Source organism: Lactimicrobium massiliense (genome assembly GCF_900343155.1).
Taxonomy (GTDB): Bacteria; Bacillota_I; Bacilli_A; order Erysipelotrichales; family Erysipelotrichaceae; genus Bulleidia; species Bulleidia massiliensis.
In genome coordinates this window covers 280445-302865 of sequence record NZ_OUNG01000002.1, presented here as the reverse complement: position 1 = coordinate 302865, position 22421 = coordinate 280445, and the positions used below count along the sequence as shown (strand labels likewise).

The 22421-nt window shown below is 50.0% G+C and carries 19 protein-coding genes and 1 pseudogene; 8 read left to right on the top strand and 12 right to left on the bottom strand.

The annotated features are described in order from the left end of the window. Nucleotide 1 precedes the first annotated feature (1 nt). The 4 genes from DHU66_RS04880 (at nt 2) to DHU66_RS04865 (ending at nt 6430) form a co-directional block, all read left to right on the top strand. Complete coding sequence (locus DHU66_RS04880) at nt 2–3133, top strand: UvrD-helicase domain-containing protein (RefSeq protein WP_108774758.1); 3132 nt, start codon at nt 2–4, stop codon at nt 3131–3133. Between the two features lie 78 nt (nt 3134–3211). Then, a complete protein-coding gene (locus DHU66_RS04875) occupies nt 3212–4192 on the top strand; it encodes an ROK family protein (RefSeq protein ID WP_108774757.1) in 981 nt (326 codons plus the stop codon). Beyond that, nucleotides 4189–5064 carry a histidinol-phosphatase HisJ family protein gene (locus tag DHU66_RS04870; RefSeq protein WP_108774756.1) on the top strand — a complete coding sequence of 292 codons (876 nt, stop codon included), beginning with the start codon at nt 4189–4191 and terminating at the stop codon, nt 5062–5064. Before DHU66_RS04875 ends, DHU66_RS04870 begins: the two co-directional genes overlap by 4 nt. Before the next feature lie 4 nt (nt 5065–5068). Further along, on the top strand, nt 5069–6430 hold the full coding sequence (locus tag DHU66_RS04865; RefSeq protein ID WP_108774755.1) for an MATE family efflux transporter: 1362 nt from the start codon (nt 5069–5071) through the stop codon (nt 6428–6430). Nucleotides 6431–6441: 11 nt separating this feature from the next. Here DHU66_RS04865 and DHU66_RS04860 read toward each other — a convergent pair whose 3' ends face one another. The 8 genes from DHU66_RS04860 to DHU66_RS04825 all read right to left on the bottom strand — a co-directional run bounded on the left by DHU66_RS04860 (nt 6442) and on the right by DHU66_RS04825 (nt 12721). Continuing rightward, on the bottom strand, nt 6442–7011 hold the full coding sequence (locus tag DHU66_RS04860; RefSeq protein ID WP_108774754.1) for an alpha/beta hydrolase: 570 nt from the start codon (nt 7009–7011) through the stop codon (nt 6442–6444). Further along, entirely contained in the window at nt 6998–8032 is a 1035-nt protein-coding gene (locus tag DHU66_RS04855; protein ID WP_108774753.1) for a zinc-ribbon domain-containing protein, read from the bottom strand. Before DHU66_RS04855 ends, DHU66_RS04860 begins: the two co-directional genes overlap by 14 nt. A gap of 47 nt (nt 8033–8079) precedes the next feature. Next, nucleotides 8080–8790, bottom strand: a complete 711-nt coding sequence (locus tag DHU66_RS04850; protein WP_108774752.1) for an FHA domain-containing protein — start codon at nt 8788–8790, stop codon at nt 8080–8082. A 70-nt stretch (nt 8791–8860) separates the two neighbouring features. Further along, nucleotides 8861–9718, bottom strand: coding sequence for a 16S rRNA (cytidine(1402)-2'-O)-methyltransferase (gene rsmI / locus DHU66_RS04845; RefSeq protein ID WP_108774751.1), 858 nt, complete (start codon nt 9716–9718; stop codon nt 8861–8863). Then, nucleotides 9715–10923 (bottom strand): regulatory iron-sulfur-containing complex subunit RicT, encoded by a 1209-nt coding sequence (gene ricT, locus DHU66_RS04840; RefSeq protein WP_245309396.1) that lies wholly within the window; start codon nt 10921–10923, stop codon nt 9715–9717. The genes rsmI and ricT overlap by 4 nt, the downstream gene beginning before the upstream one ends. Then, on the bottom strand, nt 10907–11896 hold the full coding sequence (locus DHU66_RS04835) for a DNA polymerase III subunit (protein ID WP_167836263.1): 990 nt from the start codon (nt 11894–11896) through the stop codon (nt 10907–10909). Before DHU66_RS04835 ends, ricT begins: the two co-directional genes overlap by 17 nt. Continuing rightward, nucleotides 11889–12515: a dTMP kinase gene (gene tmk, locus DHU66_RS04830; RefSeq protein ID WP_108774748.1), complete on the bottom strand. Its 627-nt coding sequence runs from the start codon at nt 12513–12515 to the stop codon at nt 11889–11891. Before tmk ends, DHU66_RS04835 begins: the two co-directional genes overlap by 8 nt. An 8-nt stretch (nt 12516–12523) precedes the next feature. Then, nucleotides 12524–12721, bottom strand: a complete 198-nt coding sequence (locus tag DHU66_RS04825) for a hypothetical protein (protein ID WP_108774747.1) — start codon at nt 12719–12721, stop codon at nt 12524–12526. Nucleotides 12722–12817: 96 nt separating this feature from the next. On the opposite strand from DHU66_RS04825, the pseudogene DHU66_RS04820 reads away from it, so the two are divergent. After that, nucleotides 12818–13579: pseudogene (locus tag DHU66_RS04820) on the top strand (M15 family metallopeptidase); the annotation flags it as partial. Nucleotides 13580–13662: 83 nt separating this feature from the next. On the opposite strand, the gene DHU66_RS04815 reads toward DHU66_RS04820, so the two are convergent. Next, nucleotides 13663–16188 carry an MBL fold metallo-hydrolase gene (locus DHU66_RS04815; RefSeq protein ID WP_167836262.1) on the bottom strand — a complete coding sequence of 842 codons (2526 nt, stop codon included), beginning with the start codon at nt 16186–16188 and terminating at the stop codon, nt 13663–13665. 258 nt (nt 16189–16446) lie between these two features. Next, nucleotides 16447–16980, bottom strand: a complete 534-nt coding sequence (locus DHU66_RS04810; protein WP_108774744.1) for an NUDIX hydrolase — start codon at nt 16978–16980, stop codon at nt 16447–16449. 202 nt (nt 16981–17182) lie between these two features. Between DHU66_RS04810 and DHU66_RS04805 the strand changes: the two genes are divergently transcribed. Then, on the top strand, nt 17183–18187 hold the full coding sequence (locus DHU66_RS04805; RefSeq protein WP_108774743.1) for a serine hydrolase: 1005 nt from the start codon (nt 17183–17185) through the stop codon (nt 18185–18187). Between the two features lie 51 nt (nt 18188–18238). Here the strand turns inward: DHU66_RS04805 and DHU66_RS04800 are convergent, their stop codons facing one another. Next, the gene (locus tag DHU66_RS04800; RefSeq protein WP_108774742.1) at nt 18239–18751 is read right to left on the bottom strand and encodes a QueT transporter family protein; all 513 of its coding nucleotides are present in this window, start codon (nt 18749–18751) and stop codon (nt 18239–18241) included. A 141-nt stretch (nt 18752–18892) separates the two neighbouring features. On the opposite strand from DHU66_RS04800, the gene DHU66_RS04795 reads away from it, so the two are divergent. Together DHU66_RS04795 and DHU66_RS04790 are read left to right on the top strand one after the other, a co-directional pair. Next, nucleotides 18893–19729: a Cof-type HAD-IIB family hydrolase gene (locus DHU66_RS04795; RefSeq protein ID WP_108774741.1), complete on the top strand. Its 837-nt coding sequence runs from the start codon at nt 18893–18895 to the stop codon at nt 19727–19729. Between the two features lie 11 nt (nt 19730–19740). Beyond that, nucleotides 19741–20919 (top strand): MFS transporter, encoded by a 1179-nt coding sequence (locus tag DHU66_RS04790; RefSeq protein ID WP_209451741.1) that lies wholly within the window; start codon nt 19741–19743, stop codon nt 20917–20919. 49 nt (nt 20920–20968) lie between these two features. Here DHU66_RS04790 and DHU66_RS04785 read toward each other — a convergent pair whose 3' ends face one another. Next, the gene (locus tag DHU66_RS04785) at nt 20969–22327 is read right to left on the bottom strand and encodes an MATE family efflux transporter (protein WP_108774937.1); all 1359 of its coding nucleotides are present in this window, start codon (nt 22325–22327) and stop codon (nt 20969–20971) included. Between the last annotated feature and the right edge of the window lie 94 nt (nt 22328–22421).

Below are 22421 nucleotides of genomic sequence, written 5' to 3'. Positions count from 1 at the left end.
CATGCTGGATGAACAACAGATGGATGCCCGTGATACAACGGGGATCAGTGTGATTGTGTCTGCTTCAGCTGGTGCCGGCAAAACCAGCGTGCTGGTGGAGCGGTTATTGAAACGCTGTCTTGTTGACCATGTACCGCTGGAAAGGATCCTGGCCATGACCTTTACCAAAGCTGCAGCGCAGGAGATGAAATCCCGTCTGGCCTCAGGATTGAGCCAGCATCTGGCACAGGCAGAGACAACGGAAGAAAGAAACTGGATCAGTGACCAGCTCATTGCTTTATCTGCCGCTCAGATTACAACCATTGACTCGTGGTGTCTTGCCATCATCCAGAAATATGCGGCTGTGATCGGCCTGGATCCGGCAGTGTGCACAAATGTGCTGGATGAAGGCACCCGTCAGGTCATGTCGCATGAAGCGTTCTGTCAGTGTCTTGGCAGTATGGACATGGAAAAGGCATACCGGCTGGCCACGATGTTTTCTGCCCGCAGTGAAGATTACAGTGCCCTGGAACAGGCTGTAAACAGTGTCAATACCCATGCCCAGTCTGCCTTTGATCCATCTGCCTTCTATCAGGACTGCCGTGACAAATACAGCCCGGTGAAGTCACTGTCCGATTTTGATCCGGATATTCTGGCCGCCTTTTTTGACCGCATGATTCTGTCTGTCTCCAATCTGAATGACCTGCTGGATGAGATGAAGACTGCTGCCCAGGAGGATGAAAAAGTTGATCCCAAGACGCTGCAGGGTGTGCGCAATGGCATTGTCAATGTACTGGATGCTTTGCAGCAGCACAGCTGGGGCCTGTATCTGTCCGCTTTGGAAACACTTGCTTTACTGCAGACATCTCCTTCGACAAAGAATCTGCCCTATGACCGTGCCCGCAAGGATTTTTCCGCCCGCATCAAAGCCCTGCTTGCAGGTGCGCAGGATGAAGCCACGCTTGTATCTGATGCCAATGACATGGTACCGATCGTGAATGACTTCCTGGATCTATGTGAGCATACAGCAGATACGTTTGCCAGGATGAAAGCAGACAATACATGCATGGATTTCTCTGATATGGAGCGCTATGTGCTTGCGATTCTGCAGGCTGACCATGGTGAAACAGCTGCCCGCATCCGGGACAGCTATGATGAGATCATGGTCGATGAGTTTCAGGATACCAGCACGCTGCAGAATGCGATCATCAATGCCGTGGCGAAGAAGGACAATGTCTTCCGGGTAGGTGACGTCAAGCAGTCGATTTACCGGTTCCGCAGTGCCCGGCCTGCCTTGATGCGGGCATGCCTGAAAGATCCTGAAGAAAAGCATATTACCCTGCGCCACAACTTCCGTTCCATGGAAAGCATCGTCACGTTTAACAATATCCTGTTTGGCAGTCTGATGAATGTGGAAGGCATGCATGATCGATATACGGAAGATGACAAGGCTGCCATCGGCCGCAGGGAGCAAAAGGAAGAACCGGTGCCTGTCATCTTTACCTTTGTGTCTTCCCCACAGACACAAGGGGATGAGGACGAAGAAGAAGAGAATGAAGATGCCAAGCAGTTAAAGGCTGCCTGGATTGCCAGCCACATTGCCGCCATGCATGAAGAAGGTCATCCGTTTTCTGACTTTGCCGTGCTGGTGCGCTCCCATGCCAGCAAGATTCCCTTACGCAATGCCTTTGATGATGCCGGCATTCCCTATGACATCGATGCCAGAGAAGGATTCTGGATGTCTGATCTGTGCGTATTGATTCAGGCTATGGCCGGATGGATGTTAAATCCGGATGATGCCATCAGTATGACCACCGTGCTGACCAGTGCGTTCTGTCAGTTCTCAGATGAAGAGCTTGCAAAGATGAAAGTTGGCCATAAGACACTTGTACAGGGTGTCAGAGAAGCACATCCGGAATTGTTTGAGGCGTTTGCCAGACTGCGGCAGACGGCAGACAAAGATGGCATTCCTGCTCTTATGGACCAGATTGCAAAGACAAACAATTTCTACGATCTTCTTTCTGATAAAGACCAGGCAAACTTTGACTTTCTGTGCCAGAAGATCAATGCAAAGCAGCCTGTCAGCCTGTATGACTTCCTGGTGATGATGCGCAATGGTGCTGATGAGAAATCCAGTGAAGCGCTGTCGCATGGCACAGATGATGATGTGGTCAGAGTATGCACGATTCATCAGTCCAAAGGCCTGCAGTACAAGATTGTCTTTCTGTGGTCGGACTCTCAGAACCGCTTCCAGGATGACAAAGCTCCTGTCATCATCCATGATGAGCTCAAACTCGGCCTTGGCTGGATGGATATCCATACCCGCCTGAAACGGCCAACCGTCCAGGAACTGGCTGTATCCCATGCCTGCAACCTGGAAGACCAGGAGGAGTTTATCCGTCTGCTGTATGTTGCTTTGACCAGGCCCCAGCAGCGTCTGTTCATTGTGGACAGTGAGCCAAAGCGTGATTACAGCCGCAGCCTGACCAGAGGCGTGATTGCCGCAAGGCGGGGCATGAGCGGACTGATCCTGGCCGCGATGAAGGAAGGACCGTACTTTGAAGTACATCATGAATCACTTGCGGCCGTACCAAAGCTGACAAAGAAGAAAACAGTATATCCTGCCCAGCTGCCGCACATGCCTGCACAAGAAGATATCAATGGTGCCCTGCGGCCTAGTGAAACAGAATACACAAGCATTCCGCCGCTGTCCCGCAGCAGCCATGAGTCCGGCAAGGCCTATGGCACTCTTATGCATGAAACCATTGCATCACTGCCAGACAAAGTCTGGACCATGGAAGACATTCATGAGGACGGACTTACCCCTGCTGATCAACAGAAGCTTGTCCACTTTGCCAACACAGCATTGTACAGGCAGTGCTTGCAGATGCATATTCACAAAGAATATGCATTCTATGTGATCGACACAGAAAGCAGGCATGCCATCACAGGTGCCATGGACTTTGTGGCAGAAGATCCAGACAAGGTCATCATGATTGATTTCAAGACAGACGATGCCAATGATGCTGAAATCAGGAAGAGATATCAGGCACAGATTGATACCTACCGAAGAGCCTTGGAAATCCTGTATTCCGAAAGAGTCATTGAAACCTATGGCTACTCTTTCCATAATGAAGATTTCATCGCATTCTGAAGCACTGTGTAAGCAGTGCTTTTGTTTTGTTGCAAGAGAAAAGGAAGCGTGTATAATCGTTTCGTCAGAGGTTGACGAATGAATCGGAATACGAAGCTGAAACAGGATGATATTGATGCGGTACGCCAGATCTTCTTTGACGGAAAATGCCATACAAGGATGGAACTTTGTACATTGTGCGGAATTTCCGCCGGCGGGATGACAAACATTCTCAGGGAACTGCTTTTGTCCAGACAGATTCTGTATGTATCGGATGTGCCCTCACGCACCGGCCGCCATGCCAAGCAGTATTGCCTGAATCCAGAGTACTGCCATGTAGGTATGCTGGCATGCGTAAGCCAGGGTGATAATTTCCGCTTTCTGACGGAAAGCAGAAAGCTGGATGGCAGCCCTGTGTTCCATCAGGACATGCCGTCGGAAAAAGGATCCCTGCAGGATTTCAGGCATGCCCTTGGAACACTGCGCACAAGTGATCCTGCCGTCCAGGTGCTTGTCATCAGTATCCCCGGTGTCTGTATCAATGGCACGATCGGGGTCTGTGATCTGCCATTGCTTGCCCATAAAGACCTGCATGATATCCAGGAATTAAATGGTGTGCAGTGGGTGAATGAGAATGATGCCAATGCGATGTGCATCGGCCTTGTGCATGCATATCCGGATACAGATACAGCGGCGCTGGTGTTCCAGCCAGCTGCGGAATTAATCGGCTGCGGTATTGTGATCCATGGTCGTTTGTACAACGGCACAAGTCATCAGGCCGGTGAGATGCGTTATCTGCCGTGGGGCACAGAGAAAGAAAAGAAAGAGAGAACGAAGAAGGAGCCAGCGCGCATGTTAGCTGAAAGCATGGGTGCTTTGGCAGCCGTGCTGGATCCGGATCTGATTGCCTGGACAAGTGAGCTGACCAACGAAAAGCTGCATCCAGAAACGTATGGGATCCGATTGGATCCGCACATTCAGATTGTGCATGTACAGGACAAAGACAGTCTGCTTTGGACCGGCTTATACGAAATAGGAAGAGATATCCTGAAAAGCAGGAAGATGGGAGAAGAACGATGATTGCGGATTATCATTTGCATTGTGAGTTTTCAGATGATTCCAGAGAATTGATGGAAAATCAGATTGAACAGGGCATTGCCATTGGCCTGGATGAGATGTGCTTTACCGATCATGTGGACTATGGCATCAAGCGTGACTGGGATGATCCAAGAGGTATTCTGTACCGCGGCGGGGATGGCATCAGTTCTTCCTCAGACCAACAGGATCCGCTTGCCAATGTGGATTATCCCCGCTATTTTGAGAAGCTGCATGCCCTGCAAAAACAGTATGCGGGAAAGATCACCATCAAAGCCGGTCTGGAGTTTGGCATACAGACCCATACGATTGGTGATTATGAAAACCTGTATGCAAAGTATCAGAATGATCTGGACTTTGTGCTGCTCTCCATGCACCAGGTACATAACAAAGAATTCTGGAATGGTGACTACTTCAAGGGAAAGAGCCAGAAGGAATACAATGATGACTATTATGAGGAGATTCTGCATGTGCAGCAGAACTTCAAGCATTACAGTGTTCTGGCGCATCTGGACCTGCTGTCCCGCTATGATCCAGCAGGTCCCTGGCCATTTGAAAAAGAAGAGGATCTCATTGCGGCCATTTTGAAACAGGCTATTGCGGATGGCAAAGGCATTGAGATCAACACGTCTTCCTGGCACTATGGCCTCAAGGATACCCAGCCCTGCCGGAAGATTCTCAAGCTCTATAAAGACCTTGGCGGCACTCTCTTCACCTTTGGCTCTGATGCCCACAGCACAAAATATGTCGGTGACCACTTCAAGGATGCCCGCCGGGTTGTCAAAGAAGAGATCGGCATCACGCAGTTCTGCACATTTGACCATATGAAGCCCATCTTCCATGAGATTGAGGATTGACGGCATGAAGAAACAAGGGTTGTTTTCTGATGCCGTCTTCAATCACAAGCTGTTCTCTCTGGCCCTTCCCCTGGCCCTGCAGAGTCTGATGCTGGCGGCAGTGGCAGCCGCCGATGCCATCATGCTTGGACGGCTCGATCAGAACTCCATGTCAGCCGTATCGCTGGCAACCCAGGTCCAGTTTGTGATGACCATGTTCATCTCCGCCATCACAGCCGGCGGTTCCATCCTGGCAGCCCAGTACTGGGGAAAGCAGGATCTGCATGCGATGACAGATATCTTTCATATCATGCTCAGGCTGTCTGTTCTGATTGACCTGATCTTCGGCATTGCCTGTGTCTTTTCACCAGGTATTCTCATGGATTTCTTCACCAACGATCCAACTCTGAAAGAAATCGGCTGCCAGTACCTGCGCATCGCCGGCTGGTCTTACTTCCTTGTAGCAGTATCACAGAGTTTTCAGATGATGATGAAAGTCAGTGAACATGCCCATGCGGCTGCCATGATCTCCACCGTCACTGTTTTCATCAACATTGGTCTCAATATGATCCTGATCTTCGGTTTGCTTGGTTTCCCGGTTCTTGGGGCAAGAGGTGCAGCCATCGCCACTTTGATCTCCCGGATCATTGAGCTCATCTGGTCCATCTCACTTTCTTACACGGATGGCTATCTCCATCCACAATGGGAATCTTTGTTTCACAAGAACAAGCTGCTGAGCAAAGACTTTGCCCGTATTTCCCTGCCTGTGCTGTTTGCCTCATTGCTGTGGGGTGTTGGCTTCACATCCTATACGGCCATCATGGGACATTTAGGCCAGGCTGCCGCCGCTGCCAACAGTGTGGCGGCAGTAGTCAGAGATCTTGCCTGCTGTATGTGCAACGGTATTGCCGGTGCCGCCGGTGTTGTCCTTGGCAATGAACTTGGCCAGAACCACATGGATACCGCAAAGGACTACGGCATCAGAATCATGAAGATCAGCTTCCTGGTCGGCTTTGTCACAACCGGGTTCATTCTGGCTGTCATTCCGGCTGTCCTGCAGTTTTATAAACTGTCCGGCATGGCAAGACAATACCTCATTGGCATGCTTGTCATCACATCGTTCTACATGATTGGCAGATGCGTTAACACCATCATGATCAATGGCATCTTTGACGGCGGCGGTGATACAAAGTTTGATATACATTCGCTCATTGTCACCATGTGGTGCATTGCCATTCCAACCGCCTTAGCCGGTGCCTTTGTGTTTCACTGGCCCATCCTGGCCGTCTATGCATGCACATGCCTGGATGAAGTCGGCAAAATTCCATGGGTCATGGTTCATTTCTACCATTACAAGTGGCTGCAGAATCTGACCAGGGCATATTAAAACAGCGTGCCCTAAAGCACGCTGTTGAGCCATTGAATTCCATGTACAACGCGCGGTGTATCATCCGCAAAATGGCTGCCCGGTTCCTTCACAAACGTATGTGTCATTGACAGATACTGCTGTGTTTCCAATGTTTTATCCTCAACAGACGCAAGAACCGGATTGCGGCTGTTTTTTTCTGTATCACCCAGTGAAAGGTAGACCGCCTCTGCCTGAACAGGATGTGCTTTCAGCCAGTCAATCCAGCCGGGATACCATAAGGATCCAGATGCACAAAGCACACCGGCAAAACCGTTTTCTTTTGTGGCAGCGTACAGGGCAAATAAGCCAGCCAGAGAATAGCCGGCCAGAATAGATTTCTGAGGCAGATGTACTTTCAGTTCATCCAGAAAGGCATCTGCGTTTCCGGCAAAATCATTGCCTTTCTTAAACACCTTTGGGGAAGGCCATGGCGACAGACAGCTGTCCCAGTCAAAGTCATACACAAACAGGATGGGATTGGAAACAGGTATATCTTGCGGTTCTTTGCCAATCCAGACAACCGGGATGCCGCTTCCTTCCTGAAACTTAAAACCAGGCATTGGTAGGCATCATGTGGTACACAGCCAGAACCTGCAGGATCAAAAAGAGTGTCAGAATGATCAGCTGCAGCCAGCCGTTTGTCTTCTGCATATCCTGATGCAGAATGAGGACTTCAAAGACAAGCAGGCACAGCACGCCGAAGGTGCCAAGCACCGGTGTGATGGCTGAAAAGATAATCGTCAAAAGCGCCAGCAGGCTTATGAAGAACAAGGATGCACTGATCTGCTGCAGAATGACAGATGCATTTGCTCTTTTGCGCTCACTGATAAAGCGGGCCAGGAACAGGAAGCCAATGACAATCACTGTCATGACCATGCCGCACTGGAAGAAGGAAGAGAATGTATAGCCCATGTTGTTCATGGCAATCGAGACCTTGATATCCGTTCTTCCAACTGCCTGCAGCACAAACTCCAGCGCACTGACCGCAAAGGAACGGGTCAGCCATGTATTGACAATCAGAGAAAGCAGAATGGCCACGCCAACATCCACCCATGGCAGACTCACAATCGCAAACGGATCTCTGATCACATCCCAGAACGGCATCAGATACATCTTCCAGTCAATATCCGCCTTCGGCATCTGCATCTTCACGTTCTCTACAGCAGGCTCTGTTTTCTTTTCTGCCTTTGGGACAGCAGCGTGTTCCGGTTCTGTCTTTTCTTCTGGTTTTGTTTCAGCACTTTCTGCCTTGTTTTCCACAGGCGTTTCTGCAGCAGCAGCTTCCTGCTTCTGATTTTCTGTTTCTGCTGTCTTCTCTTCAGGCTTCTGGGCTTCCTGTTCAGCCGTTTCCGGCTTGTTTTCTACAGGCGCCTCTGTTTCTTTTGATTCATTTTCCTGCTTTGGCGCTTCATCTGCCAGAGGCTTTTCTTCTTCTGTATTTTCAGCAGGCTTTGTTTCTTCGGCCTTTACTTCTTCCGGCTCTGTCTTTGTTTCAGCTAAATCCGGCTGCTTTGTTCCGCAGAACGGGCAGAAGGCAGCGTCATCCGCAATTTCTTCCTGACAGTTGATACACTTTTTCATGGTTAATCTCCTTTCCCCAATGATCCAAAAAAGCCCGGATTTCCGGGTTAGTTATACAGCCATGCATTGACCCGGATGTGGGCTCTGCCAAGGGTGATCAAATCGCCTGTATGCAGTCTTGCCCTGCCAAGCGGCGGCAGTTTCATATCATTCAGGAACGTGCCATTATGTTCGGATACATCTTCCACAAAGACTTCGCCATGTTCCAGCAGCAGTTTTGCATGACGGCGGGATACGGCCGGCTCTGAGATAATGACATCGCAGACATCTGCCTCTCTGCCAAGCAGACACGGAAAGCTTCTGACTGACACTTCCGTTTTGGACTGGCCGATCATGATGGTCAAAGATACACCCGTGATGGCCTGATTGACTGGCTGTGATTCTTCTGCCTGCTGCGGAATACGGCTGGAAGGCTGATTGTGCATGGATGGCACAACATTTGTCTCCATAGCTTCATCTTCATCCGCATGAGGATTCTTGAACTGCATCAGGTCAAGATCATCTTTTGGCTGTGCCTTGTTCAGCACAAGCGGCTCAGCCGCTGTGGCAGCCGCGGCTGGTGCTGCATGCACCGGTCTGACAGCATGTGAAGATGACGATGTCAGCGATGATGCAGCCGGGGCTTCTTTCTCTACATAAACGATCTGGTTCTTTTTAATGGCAAGTACAACAACCGCCACGCTCAGCACAATGATCATGCCCACCAGCACAACCAGCAATGCTTTGACCAGCGTCGGATCAGACAGTATAGCACTCATAAATCGATTCCTTTCGCTCGCTAAATTCTTCCTTATTTTACATCAAACAGCCACAATTTCACTATCCTGCTCACTTCTGATGCGGATCGCCATGCACAAGCTCATACACACGATTCTTAGGCACGCCAAGTTTCTTTGCCGTCTGCTTCACCGCATCCGAACGGCTGATGCCATTTTCCACCAGTGCATTGACACACTGCAGAATATCATCATTGCTCAGCTCTGCTTCTTCCTGCCTGGCACCTTCCACCATCAGAACCATCTCACCCTTTAAAGACGGGCATACTTCCAGCAGCTCTTCCAGAGTGCCGCGCAGAAATTCCTCATGCACTTTGGTTAATTCTCTGGCCAGCACTGCCTGCCGGTTTCCAAATACAGCAAGAACATCTGTTAACATTCTTTCAATCCGATGCGGTGCTTCATAGAAGATCAATGTCATCGGATAGTCCTTGTACATCTGCAGTGATTTGATTCTGTCGGTATGGGAAGGCGGCAGAAAGCCGACAAACAGGAATGGCTGTGCCTTTAATCCCGATGCCACAAGCGCATCCAGAAAAGCAGAGCAGCCGGATACCGGAATGACCGGAAAGCCGGCATCCACGGCATCCATGACAAGTCTCTGGCCGGGATCATTGATCAATGGATAGCCGGCATCTGAAATCAGGGCAACGGTATTGCCTTCCTGCAGAAGCTTGATGATGCCTCTGGCACTTGTATCCTCATTGAAGTTCTGATAGGCAATCAGACGGCTGGAAATGCCAAAATGGTGGAGCAGCTGCCCGCTTGTCCGTGTATCCTCACAGGCAATCACATCTGCCTGTGATAGCACCTCCCGTGCTCTTGGCGTCATCTCATTCAGATTGCCGATCGGTGTCGGTACCAGATACAGCTTTGGTCCTTCCTGCTCAAATGATTTCTGGCGTTTCACGCGTTCTCCTCTTTCTTGCGGCGGCCAAACGTGCGTACCGTCACATTCTTTGCCGGTTTCCGATCGGCAGTTTTAGCGGCAGGTTTCACAGACGGCTTGCTGCCCTGCTCATTCTTATTCCGGCGGCCAAATGTACGCACTTCTGTGCGGCTGTTCTTTGCCGGCTCATTTGCATTCACATCACGGCGATGTCCTCTTGCCATGTGGGCATTCTTGTCACGCATCTCACGAACCGGTTCACTATGCGCAGTGTGTTCCGTTTCACGATGTTCAGGATGCTGGCCGACATGAATGATATTCTTATGCACTGGATGCCCAGGATCATCCTTTTTGCGCTGCATGACCACGCCTTTGCGGGGAATGGCCTTCTCACGCAGTTCATCCAGTGTCAGAAATACCGCATTTTCACGGTTTTCCAGCTTGGCTTCATTGGACATCACATTCATATTCGTGATGCGGTAAATCTCGCCATCATACTCTACCTGAGATCCCATCTTGGGCAGGCCGGCTGTCATTTCCTTGTAATCATTGTCTTCATACTTCAGGCAGCACATCAGCTTGCCGCACATGCCGGACAGTTTGTCGATGTTCAGTGCCAGCAGCTGGTTCTTGACCATATTGATGGAGATGACATCGAATCTGCTCTTGAACCTTCTGCAGCAGCATTCCATGCCGCACATGCCGATGCCGCCTACCATGCGGGCCTTGTCACGCTCGCCGATCTGGCGCAGCTCAATCCGGCAGTGCAGCCGGCTGCCAAGCTTCTTCAGCAGTTCACGGAAATCTACCCGCTGATCAGACAGATACACAAACAGCACTTTGGAGCGGTCCAATGTGTACTGCGCGCTGAGCAGGTTCATATCCAGCTTGAGATCTGCAATTTCCTGCTTACAGATGGCAAAAGCGCGGTCATTTTCCCGCTTGTTTTCTTCATTGATGCGCAGATCGCGTCCTGTTGCCACCCGGATGATGGGCCGGGTCGGCATCCGCAGGCCGTATTTGGCCACGGCAACGGCATCTGCCTCGGCAACACCAAGCTCCAGGCCCTGCTGTGTTTCCACCACAACATGTTCTCCCTTGTGGATCTCAGCATTCTCTGTGCCAAAAGAATACGGCCTGCCGGCATTTTCAAAGCGCACCGGCACCGTATACGTATAATTCACCGCTTCCACAGGTTCCCTGGTTTCCTTAAGTTCCTGACTCACGTTTAAAATCCTCCAGTCTTTCATATGTCTGCGCCATCAGTAAGTTCACATCATTGAACTTATTGCAGCGCTCTTTCTGCTGATTGCAGATGATGATCAGCCTGCCATAGTCATCCTGGCTGCCACGGGCATCTGCCAACGCTTCCCGATACCACTTCGGGCCATCCTGATTTCTCAGAATCACATCATGGGCATACAGATCCAGCAGACCAAGGAAGTACTGCACCATGGCAGCGCCATCTGCCTTCTCGCTCTGACGATAGCTGATGTCATAATCTACCAGCAGTTCTGAAAACGGACCGTTCTTTCCCAGATACTGCTGAAACATGGCCACGGCATTCTGCCACGGGGCAGAGGATGGTGCTGCCAGCAGTTCCTCAGGACTTCGTACAAGCCGGGACAGCAGGGAAATATCATCATCTGCCATACCGTGTTCTTTGCCAATCTGCCGGTAATAATCAGCACCAGGCAGACGGAAAGAGAGCACTGTACAGCGGCTGATGATCGTTGGCAGCAGCCTGCCGATGTTATCCGTTGTCAGGATCGCTGTTAAACCTTCGCCGGGTTCCTCCAGAAACTTCAGCATACTGTTCATGGCAGCGGCCGAGCTGTTTTCTGCATTCAAAATCAGATAGCAGCGGTTTCCACTGCCCTTTTCTGCACTTGTCAAAGAGAAGCGTCTCTGCAGCTCATCAATGTCATTCTTACTGATGGCCTTCTTTGATCCATCCAGCACAGCAAAGTCCATGTGGCTGTTATTGGCAATCCTGATACACTCCTCACACTGTTCACAGGCAAGCCCATCCTGTTTCTCACAGAACAGACTCTGTGCCAGCAGATACGCTGCTTCCTTTTTCGGCGTACCGGGCGGGCCTGCAAACAGCCATGCATGCGAGATTCTGCCGCTGGTACAGGCATTGTTCAATGCCTCATACACAACCGGCTCCATCTTCTGCAGAAGCTCTTTAACCATTGAGCAGTCCCAGAATGCGGGCCTCCACATCATGAGCTACCGTATCCGCATCACGGGTGGCATCCACCACCTCAATCCGCTCTGAATACATGGCAATCACTTTCTGATAGCCTTCATAAACACGCTGATGAAATGCCTGACTCTCCTGATCCAGACGGTCAAGATAGGTACGGCTGGAAATGCGGGCAAGCCCTGTCTCAGCAGGCACGTTAAGAAAATACGTGCGGTCCGGCATTCTGCCGCCCGTTGCAAACAGATTGATGTCATACACTTCCTGAATGCCGATCTGTCTGCCGCAGCCCTGGTATGCCAGAGAGGAATCCACAAAGCGGTCAGAAATCACCGTGATGCCTTTCTCTAAAGCAGGCAGCACAATCTCGACAAGATGCTGGCGGCGGCTGGCCGCATACAGCAGAGCCTCTGTGCGGGCATCCATTGCCGTATTGGCCGGATCAAGAATGATACTGCGGATCTTCTCCGCAATCTCACTGCCGCCCGGCTCTCTTGTATACATGACCTGATAGCCCTTCTTCGACAAAGATTCCACAACTTTTGTGGATACCGTTGTCTTGCCAGAGCCATCCGGTCCTTCCAATGTTATAAACAGTCCCTTTTTCATCCCAGAAATTATACCACGAACACATTCAGCTTCTGCATCCATACTTTTGGTGCCAGAAGAGCTCTGACAGATATTGTGCTGTATTTCCAGGCGCAGCCAGCTTCATATCCAACAACGATCTCCGTATCATTTCCAACCTTTTTCCTGATTCCCTTGCAGCAGCTGACGATGTCAGCAACAGCAGGGGAATACGTATTTGTGTTCACAGGTGCTGACACACAAGTTAATGGAGGGCTTTTACATATTGTCTAAGTTTAAGTCTGCCTGCATTGACAAACATTTCTGTGCTATCATGTCGGGGCATGAAATATCGTAGAAAGAAAAGACATCTGCGCTATCAGCGCCTGGTTGTCGTAATAGCCGTGATGGCTCTGATTCTGGCCAGCATTGTTTCTCTTGTGGATACGATGCGTCATAAACAGAGTGCTGCTTCCCCGTCTGCCTCTGCTGTTTCCAGTGCGCAGGCATCGGAAACTGCTGATTCTTCCGCTTCTGCCGCCTCAACATCCAATCCCACTGCCGTCTTTACAACGGCATCCACAGATCCGGAAAATGATACCCGTCTCACAGATCCCAGCAGCATTCTCTTCTGTGCAAACAAAAAACATCCTCTGCCATCGGGCTATGCCCCTGAGGATGTGCGTTATGTCAATGTTGCCCAGATTTATAACAATGCCGTGATGCGGGAAGAGGCTGCCACGGCGATGGAGAATATGTTTGCGGCCGCCCAGGCTGACAGCATCACATTGACGCTGGGCTCTGGATACCGCTCCTATGACCTGCAGACAACACTGTACAACAAATATGTAGATGATGATGGCACCGACTATGCGGATTCCATTTCCTCACGGCCTGGATATTCCGATCATCAGACCGGGCTGGCTGCAGATCTCAACGGAGATGATGAAAGCACGTATTGTGACAAGAGCTTCATCAATACCGATGCCGGCCAGTGGCTGTATCACAACGCTTACAAATACGGCTTCATTATGCGCTACCCTGAAGGCAAGACAGACTATACCGGCTATGACTATGAGCCATGGCATTACCGCTATGTCGGTGTCGATACAGCCACCGCCATGTATAACATCGATCCGGACCTGTCCTTTGAAGAATACTTCGGCATTTCCGGCGGCGACTACAACAGTTAGATTTTCTTTCTCAGATACAGACCGGTTTCTTTGTGGAACCGGTCTTTCATTTCTTCCGGAATCTCCTGCACAGTCCGGATCTCCATCGTCTTTTCACCCGCAAGATACGAAGGATTCTTCGATAGAGAAATGCCATACTGCGCGCATAACTGTGCCAACAGAATCTGGATGGCATTCTGGTTCACGCTGGCTGCGATATGCATATTCCAGCCCGTATCATCGGCACACCTCTGCAGAAGTTCTTTTTTTCCCAGACCAAGCTGTGGTGACAGGAAGGCAGCCTCAAAGCAGCGCACACCAGATACTGTCTTGATGCCAAGCTTATATGGTTTGACATCCTCCCCTGCAAACATGGCATGGATCAGTGTCATGGCAGCGTTTTGTTCAAGCGGATTTCCCCCATGGCTCAGGATCATCATTTCATCCTGTACTGCAGATGATTCCGGCACTGACACGGCAGAACCACTCGGGATTCCAAAGGACAGCTTCCACCCGGTTGTCTTGGTAAACAGTTCAGAAAAAGACGGATCTGCCTTGCTCTCATCCAGCAGGCTGATCACATATTCCTTCTTTTCTTCATAGTAGGAAATCTTCTTCACATTGCCGGCAAACAGATTGTGCAGCAGAATGTCCGCTGCCTGGTGGTTCATGGCCTCATGCAGCGATACATGCCAGCCCGTATCATGGAAGATCTTCTCATCCACATTCTGCAGTACGGTCTTATCAAAGGCATCGGGATAGTCACAGATGATCTTCACCATTTTCTCATCCTGGTAAAAGCCAAGTTTCCGGTAAGGAATCTCTTTTAACAGCTCGCTCAGTTCTGCCTGCACATCCTGCATGGCAGGTTCCTTCTTCTTTGTCTGTTCCGCAATCTCTGCTTCATTGTTTCGTCTGAACAGAAACATCCTTCTGGCATCACGGCTGAAATAGACAGAATTTTCAATGATATTGGCAAACTGCTGCAGCTGTTCTTCTTCCTGTGCATCACACCGATCGGCATGGATGGTTCTGCCGGTATACATTGCATACAGATCCTGCATGGTAAAAGTGCGGTAAGGATAGTTCTGCTGCCAGAAGGCATAGAGTGCTTTCTGCTGCTGTGGATCAGCGATATCTGTACCATGCATGGTATTTGATAATTGCTGAGGCAGCTGTTTTCTTTGGTGATGAAATGAGAAAGAAAGGGAAGTGCCGGTGGATGGCTGATAGACATGATTGGCCAGATTGCCAGAAAGCTCTGTGCCAAGGACACTCATGGCATCTTCATCACCATGAACCAGCACAATCTGATGGCAGCCAAGACGCTCCATCAGTGCCAGCAGTTCTGACTTATCAGAGTGGGCAGACAGACCGACCTGGACAACTTTGCACTTCACTGGCAGAAGGGTGCCGTCAATCACCGCATCTTTTTCTTCCTGATCTGCATCCATCATATTCAGCAGCGTACGGCCAGGTGCTTCTTCATCCTGATAGCCGGTGATGATGATCACGGCATTTTCATCCGGCACCAGTTCCTTTGCATAAGTGACACTTGGTCCACCCGTTAACATGCCTGAGCTTGCCACAAAGATCGCAAGTCCTTTCTGATGCACCAGTTCCTTCCGGTCCATCGCATTGCTGACAGGCTGAATCGCATCATGAAAGAACGGATTCTGTCCCTTCATGATCTTTCTGGCCAGCACAGCCCGCAGATATGTTGGGTATCGCAGATATGCCATCGTCATATCCCTGACCATGCCATCCACATACACCGGCACCATCGGAATCTGTTTCTTTGCCATGGCCTTGCTTAAAATCAGCAGCACTTCCTGCGATCTGCCCAGGGCAAAGGAAGGAATCAGCACTTTCTTTCCCTGCTGGACTGCCTCGCTGACCGTATCAATGAGCTTCTGCTCCTCGCCCTGACGGTTGGCATGGAGCCGGTTGCCATAGGTCGATTCAAACAAGCCGACATCCGGGCGGAGTCTTGGAATCCGGATCCCTTCAATGGTCTCCTGCGCAAAGCCAGACACATCGCCCGAGTAGAAAATCGAGCCTTCCGGTGTCAGCAGATAAATGCAGGCAGCTCCGGCAATATGACCGGCCGGATAAAACGTAAATGTAATGCCTTCTTTGATCTGGTACGGTGTTTCAAAAGGAACCGGCACCACCCTTGCCATCATGGCATCCACATCATCCTGTGAGTATAAAGGGACACTGCCCTCTGCCCGGTTCATCAGCTTCAGACTGTCTGCCAGCAGGATTCTTGTCAGATCCATGGTCATCGGCGTCATATAGATCCTTGCACCGGGATATGCTTTGGAAATCACCGGCAGAGAACCCGTATGGTCCATATGGGCGTGGGAAACGATGATCGCATCCACATCACCAGCCTGCTGGACAGCCTGAAAATCAGGCAGAGGATCCTTACTGCCTGATTGATGAATGCCTGCATCCATCAGAATCCCCATCTCTTTCAGTCTGACATAGATACAGCTGCCTCCCACTTCTCTGGCACCGCCAGCAAACACAAATTCCATAGTTTTCCTCCGTGCTTTCCATTCTACCATGCTGTACCGTTCTCATTCTTTTTGAAAGTCAGCCAGAACATCTCAGTAGAAAACTGTTCCTTTTCGTGCCGGTATATGACGCAATCACAGAAAAAGGCTGTTCTATGCCGATCCACATCCTGCCATCATTTCTGCTTTACTGCTTTCTCAATGGTATTACAGCAGGCAAAGAGCACTGGTTCTGTGTGCCGTATCACTCGTCATATAAATGAATCACAGGATGATGGATCACGGGTGGGTGATGCGGTACAGGATCTCTGCCGTTAATCCCCAGATCACGCCATGGTCTGTATTGTAAAAGCGCATGACTTTAATTTGCGGACGGAAAGCATAATCAGAACGGTGGATCAGTTCCCTGATGGCAGCCTGATCCTCCGGTCTCATCTCCATCTGTACTTCCAGCCCCGATGGCTCATGTATTTGGAACCATGACAGCGGCATCGTAAAGACACTTTCAATTTCAGAGGTCCCATACGTATGATGATAATCCTCAAGATGACAGCGGAAGGCATGTACAGCAATGCCGCCGGGACCCGGAAGTGTAAACAGCGGCGTCACATCATGAAGCTGCTCCTGCCTGATCAGCAGTTCCTCACATGTCTCACGGGTCGCTGTTGCCTGCGCTGTCTCATCAGCTTCTTTCTGTCCGCCCGGGAAACAGATATCTCCGCCCTGCGGGATGGAACGCTGGCGGACTTCAAACAGAATATCCGGTTCAGATGTCTGATCCAGAAACGGAACCATCACCGAAGCTTCTTTCATATGTCTCCTTCTTTCTAACAAATACGTCCTGTTATATTAAACAAACATGCCGGCATCTGCCATGATGAAGCCCGAAGCCAGCAGGGATGATGCATCATTCTGCTTTTTCAGATCATTTCAATACATCATTTGCACAATTCCGCATGAATGTTCAGACAATCTTCAGGATAAATCTTAAGATTTGCGGTACCATGTTGACATTGTGAAAAAGAGACTGCTGAACATGTTATGTGCCTGTTCTCTGCCTGGGGCAATGGTCATCACACCCGTACAGGCAGAAGACCAGGTGTCTCTTGTTTCTCTGGACGCCAGAGTTCAGCAGTTTGTGGACGAGTATGATCTGGATGAGGACTCTTTTTCGCTTGCCTATTGCAACACAGTATCGGGTGAATCCTGGCAGTACAATGGCGATACCTATATGTTTGCGGCAAGTACCTACAAGCTGCCGCTGAACATGTATTACTACCTGCAGGAAAATGCCGGCAATATCGACCCGAATGAAGCCATCGGCATGTACACCCTGTCTCAGGCACACTACCTTTCCATTGTACAGTCCGACAATCCTTCCTCAGAAACACTGATGTATGCCCTTGGCTCCTATGATCAGTACAAAGATCTGATGTTTGAAACCTTCGGATCCCAGAAGTATCAGGAAGAAGGCGGCATCGATCCCATCACCTATCAGGACAATGACTATCCGGCAGACTTCCTGATGGATGTGCTTCAGTACCTCTATAACAACCAGGATCAGTTTCAACAACTGCTCTCCTATATGTCCGATCCCGATCAGAGCAACGGTTTTGACAACGATCTTACCCAGCAGACAACGGTCTATCAGAAACAGGGATGGTATGACTATGTCAATGATGTGGCCGAAATCGTCATGAGTGATCAGCCCTATCTGGCTGTGGTCATGGTAGATGTGGAAGGCAGATATGACAGTGCTGAGATCTGCTCGGCTGCCAATGATCTGCTGTATCAGTACAATCAGGACTGCATTGCCAATGATGCACCGGTACAGACAACCGCAGCCAATGATGAAACAGGATCCAGTGAGGAAACCGCACAGGCAGAAAGTACAGATACAGAAGACACAGAAGCTGCAGAAACTTCCGCAAAGGGTGGCATCAACTGGCCGCTGCTGGCAGCTGTCATTGGTGTCTTTGGCGGTCTGTTCTTCCTTGTATTGACCATCAGCAGAAAATAAAACATGCACGTTCCTGCGGCAATTGGAACAGTACATGTTTTTTTGCACGTTTTATTCGAAAATCTTTGTCCGGGACAACGCCTTGACTAACAGCCAGCCAAGAATCACTGCAATCAGTTCTCCAACGGCAACTTCTGCGCCCATGATCAGAAGTCCCAGTACAAAATTTCCCTGGAAATAGAGTGCTGAAAGTTCTGCGCCGACAAAGAAGAAATTAAAGATCACCGGCATCAGAATGGACCACAGCGGGAACCCTTTGATCGTATGGCTGCGCAGCCTGTATGTGCACCAGGCAGCCAGGAAGGTTGCCAGTGTTCCTACCACCGCATCCAGCATGCCGGTCGGATTAACACCCATGGCAGCACCAATCAGATTGGTCAGGAAACAGCCAAGTGTCACGCCCCAGATCGATGGTTCATAGATCAGTGGCAGAATCGTCAGTGCTTCGGCCAACCGTACCTGAATATTGCCGAAGGAAAACGGTGCCAGTACAAGGGAAACAACCGTGTAGATGGCAGCGATCATGGCAGTCTTTGCAAAACTGTCCAGATTTACTTTTTTCATGAAAAAACATCTCCTTATTTTCGTTTTACGTCAGGTAGCCGCTACTGACGGGGCAAGTGTCCAATAAAAAATTTTACCACCCGGGGATGATATGGCAAGCATTCATGCTAGAATAGTCCGGCACATAAAAGAGGATAGAATATGATCAAAGCAATACTTCTGGATATTGACGGCACACTGACCAACAGTGAAAAAAAGATTACGCCGAAAACACTCGCAGCTTTGAAGCATGCGCAGGATAAAGGCATCATTCTGGTCATTGCCAGCGGCAGGCCGACCCGCGGGGTTGTACAGTATGGAAACCTGCTGGATATGCCGTACCATCATGGCCTGTATGTTGCCTATAATGGCGGCCGTGTCACCGATTGTGAAAACCAGGAAGTACTGGTAGATATCACCATGCCGCAGGACCTTGTCACTGCCGTTTTGAAGCACATGAAGAAGTTTGATGTGATTCCGATGATTGCATATGGCGAATATCTGGTGGTAGAGAATGTCTTTGCCGGCATGATTCATGATGGTGACAGAGAATTCAATGTCATTGAATATGAATCCCGCTGCTGTGATTACCGTCTGATGGAAGCAAAGGATCTGGTATCCTTTACCAACTTCCCGGTACATAAGATTCTGACAGCTGCAGACAGCAGCTATCTGCAGGCACACTGGCAGGAAATGAGAGAGCCTTTCAAAGACACGCTGTCCTGCATGTTTACTGCCAATTTCTACTATGAATACTGCCCGAAAGGCATCAACAAAGGCACTTCCATCCGAATGGCAATGGAAAAGCTGCACATCAGACCCGAGGAAGTTATCGCCTTCGGTGATGCCGAGAATGATATTTCCATGCTGGAATATGCCGGGATCGGGGTTGCCATGGGAAATGCCGCAGAGAAAGTCAAAGAGATTGCGGATGAAGTTACAGATACCAACGACAATGACGGCATTGCAAAGTCACTGTACAGACATCTGGATATCTGAAAGAGAATATAATGTTGCGTTCCAACTATAAAGCAACCATCCATGCCTGCTATGCAGGTTACATCACCCAGGCCGTCGTCAATTCCTTTGCCCCGCTGCTGTTTGTCACGTTCCAGAAAGAATATGGCATTCCATTGGCACAGATCACCTTCCTGATCACATTCAACTTCGGTTTCCAGCTTGTCATCGATCTGCTCAGCGCAAAGTTTGTCGATAAGATCGGATGGCGCACCAGCATCGTTGCGGCGCATATCTGTGCTGCCCTGGGTCTCATCCTGCTTGGCATTCTGCCGAATGCTCTGTCAAATGCCTTTGTGGGGCTTTTGATCAGTGTCATTATCTATGCCATAGGCGGCGGCCTGATCGAAGTCCTCATTTCACCAATCGTTGAAGCCTGTCCAACGGATGACAAAGCATCAGCCATGAGCTTACTGCATTCCTTCTATTGCTGGGGTGTTGTCGCCGTTACCCTGATCTCCACTCTGTTCTTCCACATCTTCTCCATCCATCACTGGCCGATCCTAGCCTTTCTCTGGGCCATCCTGCCAATCGTCAATGGCTTTGTCTTCTCAATCGTCCCGATCAACACACTGACAGAGCAGGGAAAAACCATGCCCGTACACCAGTTACTCTTACAGCCTCTGTTCTGGATGTTATTTATCCTGATGATCTGCGCCGGTGCTTCCGAGCAGGCCATGAGCCAATGGGCATCTGCCTTTGCCGAAAGCGGCATGCATGTCTCCAAGACCGTGGCAGACCTGGCCGGACCATGCCTGTTCTCTTTCCTGATGGGACTCTCCCGTGTCATTCATGCCAGCACCCATGGCATCGACATCCGGAAATATCTGATCTTCAGCGCCCTGTTATGCATCATCGGATACTGCCTGGCATCCCTGACATCGATCAGCTGGATCGGGCTGGCAGGCTGCGGCATTGTCGGCTTTGCCGTAGGAGCCATGTGGCCGGGATCCTTCTCCATTGCGGCAAGACAGCTGCCAACAGGCGGCACGGCGTTGTTTGCATTACTAGCCTTAGGCGGGGATCTGGGCTGCAATGCCGGCCCGACATTAACCGGCATGATCTCCGCTGCCAGCCATAACAACCTGCAGGCAGGCCTGCTGGCCGCCATCATCTTCCCGGCCGTCATGGCCATCATGCTGGCAGTACTGCAAAAAAGAAAAGCAGCATAACAGCACAATAAAGGCGTGAAATTCATCAAGGACTTCACGCCTGTTTTTCTTATGCCTGCTTTGCTTTCATCTTTTGCAATACACCAGGGAAGATATGCCTGAACAGCAGAATACATGTAATGGCAGCAAAGGCATCAGCTGCAGCTTCGGCGCCAAAGACACCCATGGCCCCAAAGAAATGGGAGAGCAGGAATGCCAGCGGCACAAGCAGGAAGATCTTTCTGAGCAGGGCGATGAATAATGAAATACCTGGCTGATTCAGGGAGACAAACATGGTCTGACAGGCTCTCTGCATGCCAAACACGGTCATGCCTGCCATAAACAGAGGCATGGCTTTCTTAACGCCGGCAATCAATGTGGCATCACTGGTAAACAAAGCGGCAAAGAAGCCGGGGAAGAAGATCATCATCAGGCTCATGAAGCAGTTGAACAAGGTCATGTTCAGGAAGATCACCTTAAAGCCTTCTTTGACTCTGTCCGGGCTGCCATGGCCATAGTTATAGGAAATGACCGGAGAAGCACCGTTCTGGAAGCCGTTGAGCGGTACGGCAATCATCTGCATGCATGAGGACATGATGGTCAATACGCTGACATACAGATCTCCGTACTTAACCAGGATGCCGTTCATGACAAAGCCGATGATGCTTTCGGTGGATGCCATGACAAACGGGGAAATACCAAGGGCAAAGATCCTATGCATGATTTCCCTGTTGGGCTTCATATCCGCAAAGCAAAGACGCAATGATGATTTCTTTGAGACAAGGAACAGAATGATCCACAGGGCACTGGCAAACTGGGACAGGATGGTTGCCCAGGCCGCACCGGCAACACCCATGCCAAAGCCGAACATGAACACAGGATCCAGTACGATATTCAATACCGCACCAAGGATGACAGTAGACATGGCCAGACCGGGATGCCCCTGCACATTCAGAAATGGGTTCATGCCGATGGCAGCCATGACAAATAAGGTACCAAGCAGATAAATAGACAGGTAGGTATGTGCATATGGAAGGGTAGCGTCACTGGCACCGACCAGTCTGAGCATCGGATCAATCGTCAATCCGAAGATTACCATCAGGATCACCCCCAGCACCATGATGATGACAAAGCCATTGTTCATCATCTGGCTGGCCCGTTTCTTTCTGCCGGAACCTAAGGCAATAGAGGCAAGCGGTGCACAACCGCCGCCGGTAATCATGGCAAAGGCAGAGATCAGGATGATGATGGCATTGCACACACCAACACCAGCCAGAGCCGTTGTGCCAATGTCAGGAATATGTCCGATATAGATACGGTCCACAATACTGTAGAGAAGATTGACAAGCTGGGCTGCAATGGCAGGCACTGCCATCTTCCAGATCACACTGCTCATCTTGCCGCTGGCAAATATTTCATCAGTTTTCATAACACCAAAAGTATACCGCTTTCTGTTATTCACCGTGCTTTCCCTCATGATTCATTGTTTCACAATTCTGGTAAAAACAGAAAACTGAAAACCA